We start from the raw sequence: 13,832 nt of genomic DNA, 5'->3' as shown, positions 1-13,832 counted from the left end.
TACAAATTCCTTCAAATAAAAACAAATGATGCGATATTTCGCTATACCACTAAAGGCAAGGGTAATGCCAACCAAGCCAATAAATAAAATCAACAGGTTATAAAAACAAAAATAATATTAGGGCAATTTCTTTCTCAAGATAAGCAACTTTTTGCCCAGACGTTGCAACTTTTATCCCGCCCAGAAACATAAAAGGCTTCCTTAAATGGAAGCCATACTTTGTGTCCAACGACCTCATTGACGAAATTCAGAGGTTATTTGGGTTGATGAAATGATTACTCGTATTTTTTCATCACTTGCTCATCAAGAGGGAAATATGCCCAATCAGATTGACCATCATCCTCGATATAATCATAAACACTTGCCCAGTTAGGGCTTGTATCAGGATCATCCGCCAAATCTGCTACATTGGAGTATATACAAGCTGCCAATTGGGACATTGGTTTATTGCGCGATTCCTTACGGAATGATTTACCAATTAAAAGCGCTCTAACGCCAACAGTTTGCACCGGTGACACTTTACCACTAATTTCATAGTTCACTGTTTGTTTGCTATAAAATGGCGCGTCTTTTTTAATTTCATCATAATCTAAGCTCGCCAAAACCCATTTCCCTGAATCTAGGTAATTTTTCACCGGTTGATATGGAGCACCACCAACTAAAACAATTGGCATACTGGTATTGTTCACATTCTCTTGGGTTTCTTTGACATGTAAATTCAATTTAAAGAAATAACTCAATGCTTCAGCTGAGACGATCGAACCACCCCATGAACCTACCTCTTGATTTTTTAGCATAGAAAGTGTGAATTTTTTCTTATCATCGCCCCCAAATAGTGATGAGAGAATATTACCGCTGCCTTTTGGCGAATATCCTTTCGGAATGAGTAGATGCACAGATTCTTCATGTAAACCAGTTAACACCTTAAGACGATTTCGGTTTACCTTCTTCGGTGAACGCTTAGCGTTATAATGCAATACATCTTCTTGAACAATCGCTAAAGCGTATTTTTTATTCATCAAGCCAAGTAAATTTTCAACCGACCCACCAGATTCTTCAACGTTCAAATCGACGCTCACATCATCACTACAATAGCTTTTGATGTCGTTGCCCATTTTGAAGTAGTTACCGGTTGAACCACCAGTTCCCATATTAAGCGTTTTCGCATGAATCGGAGCCGTTACAATTAACGCTGATAGCATCACTGCAAATAATTTCATTTTCATCCCTTTTAATTTTATTATGCCTAGAACGGGCTTTCACTTTGATAAGTGTCGTTTGAATCAGAGCCAGAGTCGCCTTGCATATAGCCCGACATGAAACTCAGCACTGACAATATGACAACCAAGGAGAAGATCACTGCAATAATAATCCTCATCACCTGGGTACTTTTTGCAGGTTTAATTTTTTGTTCTGCCATAACTGACCTTTTAACTATCTAAAATTTAAAATTATTCATTATCAATTGCATAATCGGATACAGAATTTTCAATACTGACCATTGCAGATTGGAAGTCCTGTTCAATGGCAGCAAATGCTTCCATACCAAGCATTTCATCGATTGAATCATTATTTTGGTTAGCAAAAGCCATAGCATCACCAACAATATCTGAAAACTCTGCCATTTCTTTATAGTCTTCAACCTTCTTCGCGAGAGCTTTATGTGCTTCACCCGCTTTTTCTACGTTGATACAGACTTGGCTATATGCTTGCTCAACCCGACCGGCCATATTCAACTTGGTTTGATAACTGGATGAAGATTTATCTGATTCGTTTAGTTTCGCTTTAATACGTTCCACATAACCACCCATTTTATTCCGGGCTTCACGCGCTCCATCTAAACGAGCTTTTGAATCAATAACCAGATTGGTTAAGGTTTCTATCTTATGGGTTCTAGCCTCTTCAATCATGTTGGCAACGATATGATTACGCATTTTTTGCTTAATGTGTTTATCGTTCATTTTGAGATAACGCAAGCCATAAAACATAACGGCGATACCAATAAAACCAACGAGTAATGCCACTGTTCCGGCAATAATTTGTAATGCGATAAAGCTTGCTAACACCAACCCCAAAATACACAAAAGCGCAAAGCCAAAGTTTCTTGCTTTTAAATTAATTGGGGCATCTTTCTCTTTTTTAATTTCTGCAATTCGAGTGTTACTCTGCTCAACAAATTGAGCGAGACTCAATGGTTGTGTTGACAAGTGATTCTCCTAACCTAACGGGCGTCCGTGCGATGTATAGTATTTTCTAGCCTGCATTAAATGAAGATTTTTATTGTTATTAATATTATGAATCGTATTTTTTGAGATCTTCTTCCAAAGTGATATACATTATTTTTGGGCAATCTATTATCAATATCGCCACTATATATTTATGTCTATTAACGACAAATAAATACAGTTTCATATAAAACAGAATTATCCAATTAAAATTAACAAGTATGGATAAAGGAATATAAAATTAAAAATAAAAGGAAATACGGGATTATAAACCGGATTAATATTATCAATCAGATTAACAAACTATATTAACGATAGTAATAAAGTATTTATACCCAAATGAGCTTAAGATGCAGGATTCGTAGCTTCATCAACGTGCCTAGGTCAAGCTTTTAACGCAAGTAGAACCATTTCATTAGGCACGTTAGCGAAGCGACGTGAGGAAGAGTAGAGACTATTGGGCACCACTTTGTAATGCATCAATAAGTGGTTTCAAGGTATTATCAAACACTGTCGTTGCTTGATTCTGCATTGTTTCAACATTGAGTTGATTCTGATTAACTATATGATTTCGAAACGCTTCGGCCTGACTTGCGCATAACTCACTCATCGCGTCACTACCACATAATGACGTCAACTGTTTTGCCGGTGATTGCGCGATCAAATCAGCAATTGATGTTTGCGCTGCAAAAGAATAACTAGAAAATAATAAGCCGCTTAATACGCTAACTAATGTGGTGGATCGTTTCATAATCACGCCTTTATCCATTGTGATTACTACTTTATCGGCACAATGTGCAAAGACTTTATCTAGAAATGCAAACAAAAAGCGCTGACCAATGTCAGCGCTTTATATTGAATAAAGCATGTCTCTAATGCCTTAGTTGGCATCAGCTACAACCGCTATTCGTATTATTCGCAGTCAATTATGCTTCGATTGGTTTACGCCAGTCGTCTGAGCCAGATGTACCCGCGTTCACGTGATCCCAAGTGATTTGACGGTAAGTCAAAGACACAGTTAGGTTTTGCGTGAAGTCAGATTTAGTCGGATCTTGACAGTGTGGCATTTCACAACGGATATCAACGATTGATGCGTTTTCTAGCGTAGTAGTGAAGAAGTTTTCTTGCTTACCTTCGATAGAAGTACGGTACCATTTTAGCGTCACTGAAGACATTTTTTCGCCAGATGCCAATGCGTTATATAGCAAAGGAACCGCTTTGTTCAGCGATACAGTGAATTTAAATGGTTTGTGTGCACGTTGACCAGTAGGCTGACCAGATTGAGGATCAGTTGGAACAGTGACGTTATGGTCAAACTGTTGAACCAGCATTTCGTCTTCGTGACCTTCTACGTAAGAATCACCGATTGAATCTGCTGTACATGCACCAGCAGTGATAAGCCCTTGAGTTTGACCTTCGATAGAAATATAACATGGAGTTGGCATTACAAATTCCTTTCTTATTTATAGTAAATGCGATTATTCGCTATACCCTTTATTTTGACGTTACCAGTTTGTTGACTATATTGATTTACCTGCCACCTAACAGCAACTCCAATATTGCTTGGATATGCCTAGTATTAAGAGCAAGAGAGATGCCAACATCGAAACTATAACTATCAATAACTTATAAAAATAGTTTTATAATATAGGGCAATTTTTAGTTTTAAACCGAGTAAGAAGTTGCCCGATAAACAAATAGTTGCCTAAAAAACTCACATTATTTACTTTTTATAAATTACAAACTCTTTCTTTAATATTTATTCAAATACGCCCTCTTCTTTTTTATTTTTGGACCAAAATCTCATATTTATATTTTGCGAGGTAAATGACTTTTCCCAGTTATTCCCCCAATATACTCTGGCTGAAAATAAGTAAGAGGTAATTATGTCTACAACAATATTTAATAAAGATTTACCTCATTGTCAGTTCTGGCTAGCGACGACAGTCCCACAAATGCTTTATTGCAGACGTTGGGCTGATTATGATCTCATAGGCATGAAACGGGACGATGATAATCTTGAATCAGATGAGAGCTTTAAAGCAGGTTTTATTAACTCTTGGGGAATCGATACCCGGGAAGATTGGCATGAAATGATCCATCGCCTAGCGACTGGCGAAGTTCATGGTGATGTATGGCAGCACTTATTTTCTCGTCGTGCAACATCCACACCTATGCAATGGAGCACCCTGATTGAAAATCATAGTGACGATCCGGTGTTTCAAGGAGAATTACGTTATGTCGATATCGTTTATCGTAAAGTAGGTCACCAGGGCTTCCTTGCTTGGGACTACGTTCGTGGTACTTTCTTAACCCGTGCAGGCTTTCAAGTAGGAGTCGTAACAGCAGAAGAGTGTGCGTTTCTTTTAAACTACTTTAGCCATCTTATGCAGAGACATTTCTCGAACTGGCACCAATATCTCTACAGCTTTATCTTGGGCCGCGGATTCTGGGTATACAACAAAGCCGAGGCAGAAGAAAGGGAACAGCAGATTACAACGTTACTTGACGAAGGTCTTGGCCACACGTTCGACGAATATTTTGCCTATCTCCACAATGACAAAGATGTGCCCATTGATCATATCGACTGGAATACAGAACTACCTGATCTTGCCGTTCCTCAATCACTCCAGCAAGTCCTAGAAAACATAGAGCAGATAAAACAACAATCGACAGCAGAGGAAAGTGAACAAGAGGATCAAGCATGAACAATTGGGAAATTTTAGGTATTGAGCCTACCAGTGATCTTTCTATCATCAAAAAAGCCTACCGATCGCAGCTTAAAATCCATCATCCTGAGGAAGATCCTCAAGGGTTTAAGCAAGTACGTGCAGCTTACGAAGCGATCATGGAAAACATCAATCGCGATGAATCAACTCTTGTCACCACTTTTACGCCAGAGACAAAATTAACGCAACCCGCTGCTCAAACATCTAATGAAGAGTCGACAACAGTAGTACCAATCCAGAAATATCAATCGCTCATGCTCAATGCGGCGACTCGTTTTGATCTCACCCAGTGGCAGCAATGGCGAGACGATCTTTTGTTAACATCCTTAGATATTCAACAAACGGTTGCGTCATATGTATTAGACGATGTACTTAATAAACGCTGGTTACCCGGCGAAATGATTGATATTTTTTGGCAAACATTCGATTGGGAAGAGCTGCTCAGTGGTGATGCACAACAATATGAATTGGGTGAGTTTTTACAACGTTGGACCACGACTAAATCACTCATTCCATTAAGTAACCTATCGCAACTTGCTGATGCTGCGCAGCGTGCGACATTATCCTTTATTATTCCTCTGACTAAAGCCCTTAATATTGGCAATGTGGATGCTATCAATTATTGGCTATGGCAGCCGACCTGCCTACCTTGGAACTTAACCTTAGAGTACCTAACCACTATTATGCAGTGTTGTAATAGCTGTAACTGGTACCCACCCGCGATTTATCAAGATTTACTTGAACACCTAACCTCACCAGACATCATCAATCAATTGACCGATGTGCAACTAGAGATTCTGTCGGAAGCGACACTGAAAGCAGGTGATATCGATACGGTCATTGCCGTAGCAAAACAAATGATTGCTAAAGAACAATTTGGATCAGCGGCAGATTTACTTTATCAGGTTTCGAGTAAAGCAAAAGAACGAGACTATTCGTTATTACTCGCAAATTTGCTGCAAAAGTGGTCACCACTTCCTCACGCATTTTGGCGGTGTGAACACTCACTTAACCCTAATTATCATGAACAACCGACTCTTTCACATCGGTGGCTATATCAATCTCTGTTCGATAATGCCGATGATATATTTCGTCATTACTTAGATTTTAAAGACGAATCTGGCTTGATTGGTTTCCTCACGCAGGCCCTCTGGAATGCAGACCATGGTAGTTTAGTATGGCAAGTTAAATTGCTGGAAAATCTGCTCAATGCACAAGAACAAGCAACACCGTTTGAAACCCTCATGTTACAGCTGACCTACTCATATTGTTCACATCGGCTACAAGAGCAAAACAATGGAGCAGAATCATTACTTATAAAATTGCAAGCTTATGACACTGATGCGTTTTTAGGCAGTGAATCGCTGACAGAAGCAGAGATCGATTCATTGACTTCAGTAGAGTGGATTCAGTGCTTAGAACGTCATCCTCTGGTGCCAGATAGCTGGCTAACAGCCTTACTTAATGCGGAAAAAATATCGTCTGATCTTCTCGAAGAAAACCGCCCCAAATTACAATGGGTTTATGAAACAATATTTTATCGTATTAAAAACCCAGAATATCGTTTATCGTCCATCTATCAACATGAACCTTTTACTGGAGTGTTCCAGTGGCTCACGTTATTTAATAGTCACTACACTCCAGACAAAGGGCTAAGTGGTAATCAGTTACTATCTCAATTACCGGCTCTACCAGCCCACCAGCAGCAAGGACCTTTGGGATGCCTCGTTACTTATTTTGATCATGAGAAAAGTTATAGTTCTGATTGGGTTGAGTCTATTTCACCCTTCAGCGAGCAACATGTGTTCCAGGCCATGGTCTATCAAGCCCTACAAAAGGTCTATCAGCAACATTCTCTCGAAGAGTTAAATAAACTTGCTCTCACTGGCAATCTGGAATCGTTAGCAGCACTCGCGTTCTATTATCGATACCGACAAATTAAGGTAGCCACTTTCTACTGGCAGTTATTTCGCGTGTACACCTATAACAAAACTCAGTTTGAAGAGTTTCATAACAGAATGACTCGCGTAATCTACGACGAAGCAGAAAATAATAATCTGGTCCTTGAAAGTTACAAGCTATCTCAACCTGAAGCGATAACCTTGTTTATCACCAGTCATGTTCATGAGTTACCGACTCCAGACGAATTTTCTGATACCGTTCCAGATAAAGAAGCAAAACCTTTCACCTATCCAGCGAATTATCTCCTCTCCATTCTTTTCACTGGTTGGCGTCCAGAAGGATACGATATTTACCCATTAGAGTATTTTGAACGTAATCGTAACGAGCAAACAGAAGAGGAACAACAAGCAGCAGATATCGCGTTAGTCCATCTTAATAACTTACATCAAAAAGAACTTAATCAAGCGTTAAATAATAAAAAATCGGTCAAAACCTTTAGCAGAGGTCAAGTTGGGCTGTTTGCCTTGGCATTTATTGCTTTGTGGTTTTATGTATTTGATTATCCAATTAGCAACGAGGCGGTAAGATTCAGTGCTTTATGGTGTTTTGATGTCGGGATCACCACGATTGCTCAATTAGGGCTATCGCTCAGAATTATGCAAATAGTACCAAGTACCAAAAAACGTAAAGTGTATCTCGGGTTTACGTGGGGGTTATATCTAGTCTCCATTGGCTTAGGCAGTTTTTGGGTTGCCGTCGCAACTTGTGTGATTCATGTAGGCAGAATATGGATGACGCGCGTCATTTTCTCTCGCGGACGTTGGGCTAAAAAGGTCATCAAAGACCAGCAGGTCAACATAGGAAAATACTTAGGCATTAGCAATGCTTAAATCACACAATCGTAAAACAGAAGGAGAGCACTGCTCTCCTTCTACTTTATCCATAACTTATTTCTAAACTAAACCAATACAAATCGATTTAAGTGCGCTTCTATTTCCTTGCGGGCGTCACGAATTACTTTATCATCTTGGCTATCGAGTGCTTTCGTAAAATAAGCGATCATTTCACCAACAGTTTCTCGCCCATCCCCTAACAACTCTTCGTATAACCGATTAAGTTTTTCAGCCAAAGTTATATTCGGTAACTGATCTCTTGGATGAACCTTAAGCTTTTCTAGGCGCTCTCGACTCTGAGTTTGTTGCTCTGGCGTCATACCGATAGGAGAACGATCAATGACTTTTTGCGATGTTTTTTGAGTTGAAACAACGGTCACATCGATTTCTAGCAAACCATTAATGTCATAACTAAAACGGACATCAATCGCTTCTTGTCCTCGCGGCCCCTCAGGCACATCAATCTCTAGATTATCGACGTAAATATTTTCACGCGCCCAATAGCGTTCACCCTGATAAATGCCTACATTAACTTTGTCTTGATCATCATAGCTGGTGTAGTATCGTTCGACCCGAGAAGTCGGAATCACGGTATTGCGTTCAATAATCGGGCTAAACACCCCAGACTGCTCACCACTATTGACGATAATCCCTAACGAAAATGGACATACATCCGTTAAAATAAGCTCTTCTACCGCCTCATCGCGCAAGCGACAAGCAGCTTGAGTCGCCGCTCCCATCGCAACCACAAGGTCAGGATCTAATTGATGACTACCAAAACGCCCTAAGAGACGATTCGCCAGTTGCTGAACCTGACGCAAACGGGTGGCACCACCAACAAAAATTAGCTCATCAATTTCTGCTGGCGTCATTTTGGCGTCGTTTAATGCTCTTTTAAGCGGTAAAGCCAGACGAGTGAGGACATCATGCCAAACCTGCTCTAGTTGTTTACCATTTAACTCTAACGTTTGGTTAAATGGATCGGGCAATTCAAGCACCATCGTTTCGCCAGATTGCTTTTTACCGCGCTCACAAATACTCACCAACTTCGCTAAATGATTAATATCAATAGTCTCTAACTTGAGACCAAGTTCATTAACGACATAATTGACCAGCGCTTCAGTGAAATCTTCACCACCTAAACGGTTATCTCCGGTAGAGGATCGGACTTCAACAAAGCTGTCTTGATACTCAACGACTGTCACATCGAACGTTCCGCCACCTAAATCAAACACGAGAAAGCGACGTTCTTGCTCTTGTTTCAAGCTATAGGCTAAACAAGCGGCGGTCGGTTCATTAATCAAGCGTACGGCATTTAAATCAGCCAATAACGCCGCTTGGTAGACTTGCTTACGCTGTTGATCACTGAAATAAGCCGGAACAGAGATGACGACATCTTGAATTTCAGTGCCTAAATGCGCTTCAGCGTCCGCTTTCAATGACTTAAGTACAAGGGCGCTCAATTCCGTTGGAGTATAACTTTGTGCTCCAAGCTTGAATTGCTTTTCCGACCCCATAAAACGTTTAAATGCAGCGACTGTTTCTGTCGGCTTTGTCACTAACCTTGCTCGCGCAGCTTCTCCGACTAGGACATGCCCCTCTTCATCAATACTGACCACTGAGGGTGTCAAATATTCACCGAGGGCATTTGGAATCAGCTCCGCTACCCCGTTTCTCCATATTGCAATCGCACTGTTGGTCGTACCCAAATCAATGCCAATTGCTAAGGAAGAATGACTTTCCATAACCAAACCTGACTTATGTAATTTATTATTTGTAGCGTAGAAAATTAACGAAGTGTTAGTAAACGAGCAACCTTAGCTCACCAAATTTTGGAGCAAGGACGATAAATCGAAAAGGATAAGTTTGACTATTATCAAATAGAAGAGATGGTTGTCCTCCATCTCTCTAGTATTGCATCGACAGACTATAAGCGATTCAGTGCTTCACTCATGCGTTCTAATCCCCTTAATAGCACGCTGCGAGGACACGCAATATTCAAACGAATATGCCCTTCACCATTGTCGACAAACATATTCCCCCCCTCAAGTAAGACACCGGCTTCTTGAGCAAAGAAAAATGCAGGTTCAGCAAAGCTATCGGTTTTTTTCAAGTAAGATGAAAAATCAATCCACGCTAAATAAGTTGCCTCAGGAATAGAAAACTTAGCTTCAGGTAGGTGAACTTGCAGGTATTGCTGCAAAAATGACAAGTTATCATCCAAATACATTTTTAAAGCATCAAGCCACTCTTCACACTCACTGTATGCCGCTTTCACAGCAGCGAGTGCCAATGGATTTTGAATATCATTATGGCGTGCTAGCCATTTGGCACGTAAGATATCATCTCTAATAAAGATATGAGACAACAGATTCCCCGCCAGATTGAATGTTTTACTTGGAGCTGTACAGGTAATAAGCCTTTTATAATCAGGTAAAATATTCACCATTGGATGATGTTTTTTATCACGGCGTAATAAGTCACAGTGAATCTCATCTGATATAATCCAAACATTGTTTTCAACACAAATTTCACCTAGCTTACTTAATTCATCCTTAGTCCAAATACGTCCCGTCGGATTATGTGGATTGCATAAAATAAACAGTGATATTTTATTTTTTGGATCAGATATTTTCGTTTCAAGATCGTCAAAATCTATGACATAGTGCCCATTTTCATTAATAAGAGGTGATGTCAGCACTCGGCGCTGATTAAATTCACCCGCTATTTTGAATGGAGCATAAGATGGCGTACAGATAAGTAAACTTTCATCGTCTTGCATGATGAGTGGCACTAAATTTTTTAGTGCAGGGACGACACCTGGAGAAAATACGATTTCTTCCTTTTTTATCGCAACGTCATAATGGTTGTGAAACCAACTTTCTAATGTAGAAAAGTATTCTGGATCAAAAACATGGGTATAACCTAAGATCTTTTGATCTAACCGTTTTTTGATTGCATCACGTATTTCAGGCGGTGTAGCAAAATCCATATCAGCGACCCACATACGGATAAAATCTTTATCTTCAAACTTGAAATCCACATGTTTATGATCCTTGAAAATATAAGATTTCCAACCTTCAAAACTCATACTATTGGTGTGAGACCGATCAATTATCTCATCAAAATCGTATTTCATTATTTTCTCCATTAAATCGCATCTCGATGACTTATTAAAAGAATATCCTTTTCCTATTCTTATGCAATATTTTAAAAAATGTCACAGATTGATAACGTTTTTTCACCTTCAATCATGTTATTCAACAATACAATATATCATGAATAATTCCGAATTTTTTTGATTCATTAAAATATATTTTAAGAAATATAAACAAGATAAAACACTCATCGAATGATTAATTAATAATTCATATGTTACTAACAGCAGTCATGTCAGTATGTAACCTATCATTAATTATTTAAAATCTCGTTATATTAGATCATATATTTAAATGTTTATTTTTATTGCTGATGAAATTTAGTTAGAGATATTTTAGTGCCAGATAAAAATAAAACCTCGGCGGGTAAGCGTGTTGTTAGTTAAACAGGTTAACTCTACTCCGGTTGCCCGTTGGCTCCAAGCCACAAGGTATTAGAGAGGAATACACTATGAAGCTAAAATATCCCCACCTATTTTCCCCGATAAAAATCGGTAATATCACCTTCAAAAACCGTCTATTTTCAGCACCGGTTTCCCTGCAAGAGCTCTCGCCAGAATGCTTCCTATCACAGGAAAATACCGCCTTCTTTGAACTCAGAGCTAAAGGTGGGGCAGCCAATGTGACTGTTGGTCAATCCATCGTATTAGAAGGTGGCAGCCCACACACAAAAGAACTTAAACTTCACGATCCATTGATTTTGCCCTCATTAACTCATGCCGCGCGCTCTATTCGTCGCCACAACTGTATTCCAAGCATTGAACTCTCCCACGGCGGCAAATATGCAGGCATCCCTAATTTAGAAAATCCACATCCCAAATACAAACCTTACGGCCCAATGCATGAATGGGAAAATGGCGTTGAAGTTTCTGAGTTAACTGAAGAAATGCTTCTAGAATTGGTTAAAGCATTTGGTGATAGCGCCGCCTTAGTCAAACAAGCCGGTTTTGAGATGTTAATGGTTCACGGTGGTCATGGCTGGTTGATTAGTCAGTTCTTATCACCGTCTAATCAACGCCAAGATCAATATGGTGGCTCATTAGAAAATCGCGTACGTTTCCCTATCATGGTATTAAAAGCCATTCGTGAAGCCGTTGGCGAAGGTTTTCCTATTGAATTTCGTATGAACGGCAAAGAATTATACGAAGGCGGACATGATGTTGCCGAGGCGGTCCGTATTGCTCAAGCAATAGAAGATTATGTCGACATTATTCATATCAGTGCGGGTAACCAACGTGTCGCAGAAACTTTCGTACGTACTCACCCGTCCATGTTCGTCAAACATGGTTGCAATGTAGCGCTAGCAGCTGAAATAAAAAAACACGTTAACAAACCTGTTGCCGTCGTGGGTGCATTAACCGAACCCGATATTGCCGAAGAAATTATTGCATCCGGTCAAGCCGATATCGTTGAAATGGCACGCGCATTAATGGCTGATCCATTCCTGCCTCGCAAAGCAATGGAAGGACGCGATCAAGATATTCGCAAATGTATGCGTTGTCACCACTGCATGGATACCATCATTACCACTCGCGATACAGCATGTGCAATTAACCCTGTGATTGGTGAAGAAGAACTGTATTTCTCTCCAGCGGCAATGCCAGAAACCAGTAAAACCGTTCTGATTGCAGGTGGCGGCCCTGGTGGCATGCAAGCGGCTCTTAGCGCTGCCAAACGTCATCATAAAGTGATTCTATGTGAATCCACCGATAAGCTCGGTGGCCAGATCAACTGTGAAGCTCATGTTGATTTTAAAAAGAATTACTACGGTTTTTCTAAATGGCTCGTCCATCAAATCGCACAATATGACAACATTGAAGTGCGAATGAATACCAAAGTCGATAATGCACTGGTAGAAGAAATCAATCCAGATTCATTAATTTGTGCCATTGGTGCGACCCCCATTAAGCCAAATATTCCAGGTATTGATGATCCACGCGTGGTCAACTGCACTGAACTTGCGAAAGATGTGCCTAACATTGGTCAAAATGTTGTGATTATCGGTGCCGGCCTTGTTGGTACAGAATCAGCGATCCATTTTAGACGCGAACACAAGAACGTGACGTTGATTGAAGCTCGTGATGACTTTGCGATTGATTCTAATGTCTTCCACAAAATGGGGCTCAACATCGAACTACGCGATCACATTGATGTGCACCTAGGAACAAAAGTAGAAGCGATCACTGCAGAAGGTGTGGTTGCCATCAATAAACAAGGAGAACGCTTAGTCTTTCCCGCTGATACTATCTTCTGCTCTGTCGGGATGAAATCTCGTGAAATAGAGCGGGAAGAGTTACGCCAAAGTATTTTAGACTTTATCCCTGTCGGCGATTGTGTTCGTCCCGGCAAAGTGGCTTCTGCGGTTCATCACGGGCACTATGCAGCAATGGATATCTAATCTGATATTTGATCTCTATGAATGCAGATTTTACAGTGTAAAATCTGCATTTTTCACTTCATCTATTGGCAAAACGGACAGAAATTAAACATTCATTCTTATCATCTTTATCCAAGCATTCAGACTCTGCGCTTTAGCTGCTATGATCAGCTTATCGCTAAATAATTGAGCTTGAAACATGATTGATGATAACGACGTAATTGAAACTCTAGAAGAACTAGAAACTTTCCTGATCCTAGTTGAAAAAGGTGGCTTAGGGCTAAATAATGCCGCCGGTGTCGCTTTAGCAACCAACAATTCCAATGGTCGCCCGTTCGTGGCTGTTTTAGATGATCAGCACCAGCTTGTTCTTGGCCGTTGGGTTACACAAGAAGTGTTTGATAATGGTAAAGATTTAGTACGTAATGGACCTAAAAAATCTCACTAATTCTTTAGTCAACAGAGAGGAATCTCTGTAAAGAAAAACCAGCTTACTGATTGTTTCACCTAAGTAAAATAAACAGTAAGCTGGTGGCTCGACTCTATAC

11 protein-coding genes are annotated in these 13,832 nt (G+C 40.1%); 4 read left to right on the top strand and 7 right to left on the bottom strand.

The window, feature by feature from the left end:
- Nucleotides 1–275: 275 nt before the first annotated feature.
- From I1A42_RS24280 to I1A42_RS24260, 5 genes are all read right to left on the bottom strand, one after another.
- Complete coding sequence (locus I1A42_RS24280; RefSeq protein WP_230389756.1) at nucleotides 276–1,220, bottom strand: TAXI family TRAP transporter solute-binding subunit; 945 nt, start codon at nucleotides 1,218–1,220, stop codon at nucleotides 276–278.
- A gap of 26 nt (nucleotides 1,221–1,246) precedes the next feature.
- Nucleotides 1,247–1,420 (bottom strand): hypothetical protein, encoded by a 174-nt coding sequence (locus tag I1A42_RS24275; protein ID WP_161156042.1) that lies wholly within the window; start codon nucleotides 1,418–1,420, stop codon nucleotides 1,247–1,249.
- Nucleotides 1,421–1,451: 31 nt separating this feature from the next.
- Nucleotides 1,452–2,207 (bottom strand): hypothetical protein, encoded by a 756-nt coding sequence (locus tag I1A42_RS24270; RefSeq protein ID WP_161156044.1) that lies wholly within the window; start codon nucleotides 2,205–2,207, stop codon nucleotides 1,452–1,454.
- A gap of 472 nt (nucleotides 2,208–2,679) precedes the next feature.
- Nucleotides 2,680–2,976, bottom strand: coding sequence for a hypothetical protein (locus I1A42_RS24265; protein ID WP_161158657.1), 297 nt, complete (start codon nucleotides 2,974–2,976; stop codon nucleotides 2,680–2,682).
- Nucleotides 2,977–3,151: 175 nt separating this feature from the next.
- Nucleotides 3,152–3,670, bottom strand: coding sequence for an Hcp family type VI secretion system effector (locus tag I1A42_RS24260; RefSeq protein WP_196125573.1), 519 nt, complete (start codon nucleotides 3,668–3,670; stop codon nucleotides 3,152–3,154).
- Between the two features lie 441 nt (nucleotides 3,671–4,111).
- Here I1A42_RS24260 and I1A42_RS24255 point away from each other — a divergent pair, with 441 nt between their 5' ends.
- Nucleotides 4,112–4,933, top strand: a complete 822-nt coding sequence (locus I1A42_RS24255) for a DUF1266 domain-containing protein (RefSeq protein ID WP_161158227.1) — start codon at nucleotides 4,112–4,114, stop codon at nucleotides 4,931–4,933.
- On the top strand, nucleotides 4,930–7,746 hold the full coding sequence (locus I1A42_RS24250) for a J domain-containing protein (RefSeq protein WP_196125572.1): 2,817 nt from the start codon (nucleotides 4,930–4,932) through the stop codon (nucleotides 7,744–7,746). Before I1A42_RS24255 ends, I1A42_RS24250 begins: the two co-directional genes overlap by 4 nt.
- A 68-nt stretch (nucleotides 7,747–7,814) precedes the next feature.
- On the opposite strand, the gene I1A42_RS24245 is transcribed toward I1A42_RS24250, so the two are convergent.
- Together I1A42_RS24245 and I1A42_RS24240 are read right to left on the bottom strand one after the other, a co-directional pair.
- Nucleotides 7,815–9,494 carry an Hsp70 family protein gene (locus I1A42_RS24245; RefSeq protein WP_161158225.1) on the bottom strand — a complete coding sequence of 560 codons (1,680 nt, stop codon included), beginning with the start codon at nucleotides 9,492–9,494 and terminating at the stop codon, nucleotides 7,815–7,817.
- Nucleotides 9,495–9,676: 182 nt separating this feature from the next.
- Nucleotides 9,677–10,888, bottom strand: a complete 1,212-nt coding sequence (locus I1A42_RS24240; RefSeq protein ID WP_161158224.1) for a MalY/PatB family protein — start codon at nucleotides 10,886–10,888, stop codon at nucleotides 9,677–9,679.
- Nucleotides 10,889–11,358: 470 nt separating this feature from the next.
- Between I1A42_RS24240 and I1A42_RS24235 the strand changes: the two genes are divergently transcribed.
- Complete coding sequence (locus tag I1A42_RS24235) at nucleotides 11,359–13,305, top strand: NAD(P)/FAD-dependent oxidoreductase (RefSeq protein WP_196125570.1); 1,947 nt, start codon at nucleotides 11,359–11,361, stop codon at nucleotides 13,303–13,305.
- A 178-nt stretch (nucleotides 13,306–13,483) separates the two neighbouring features.
- A complete protein-coding gene (locus I1A42_RS24230; protein ID WP_161158222.1) occupies nucleotides 13,484–13,732 on the top strand; it encodes a hypothetical protein in 249 nt (82 codons plus the stop codon).
- Nucleotides 13,733–13,832 lie beyond the last annotated feature (100 nt).

Origin of the sequence: Vibrio nitrifigilis (genome assembly GCF_015686695.1) — a bacterium.
Taxonomy (GTDB): Bacteria; Pseudomonadota; Gammaproteobacteria; order Enterobacterales; family Vibrionaceae; genus Vibrio; species Vibrio nitrifigilis.
This window is presented reverse-complemented; position numbering and strand designations above follow the sequence as displayed.

Coding starts and splice junctions, on each gene's coding strand:
- I1A42_RS24280 (WP_230389756.1), bottom strand. CDS start 1,220: ATGAAATTATTTGCAGTGATGCTATCAGCGTTAATTGTAACGGCTCCG.
- I1A42_RS24275 (WP_161156042.1), bottom strand. CDS start 1,420: ATGGCAGAACAAAAAATTAAACCTGCAAAAAGTACCCAGGTGATGAGG.
- I1A42_RS24265 (WP_161158657.1), bottom strand. CDS start 2,976: ATGAAACGATCCACCACATTAGTTAGCGTATTAAGCGGCTTATTATTT.
- I1A42_RS24260 (WP_196125573.1), bottom strand. CDS start 3,670: ATGCCAACTCCATGTTATATTTCTATCGAAGGTCAAACTCAAGGGCTT.
- I1A42_RS24255 (WP_161158227.1), top strand. CDS start 4,112: ATGTCTACAACAATATTTAATAAAGATTTACCTCATTGTCAGTTCTGG.
- I1A42_RS24250 (WP_196125572.1), top strand. CDS start 4,930: ATGAACAATTGGGAAATTTTAGGTATTGAGCCTACCAGTGATCTTTCT.
- I1A42_RS24245 (WP_161158225.1), bottom strand. CDS start 9,494: ATGGAAAGTCATTCTTCCTTAGCAATTGGCATTGATTTGGGTACGACC.
- I1A42_RS24240 (WP_161158224.1), bottom strand. CDS start 10,888: ATGAAATACGATTTTGATGAGATAATTGATCGGTCTCACACCAATAGT.
- I1A42_RS24235 (WP_196125570.1), top strand. CDS start 11,359: ATGAAGCTAAAATATCCCCACCTATTTTCCCCGATAAAAATCGGTAAT.
- I1A42_RS24230 (WP_161158222.1), top strand. CDS start 13,484: ATGATTGATGATAACGACGTAATTGAAACTCTAGAAGAACTAGAAACT.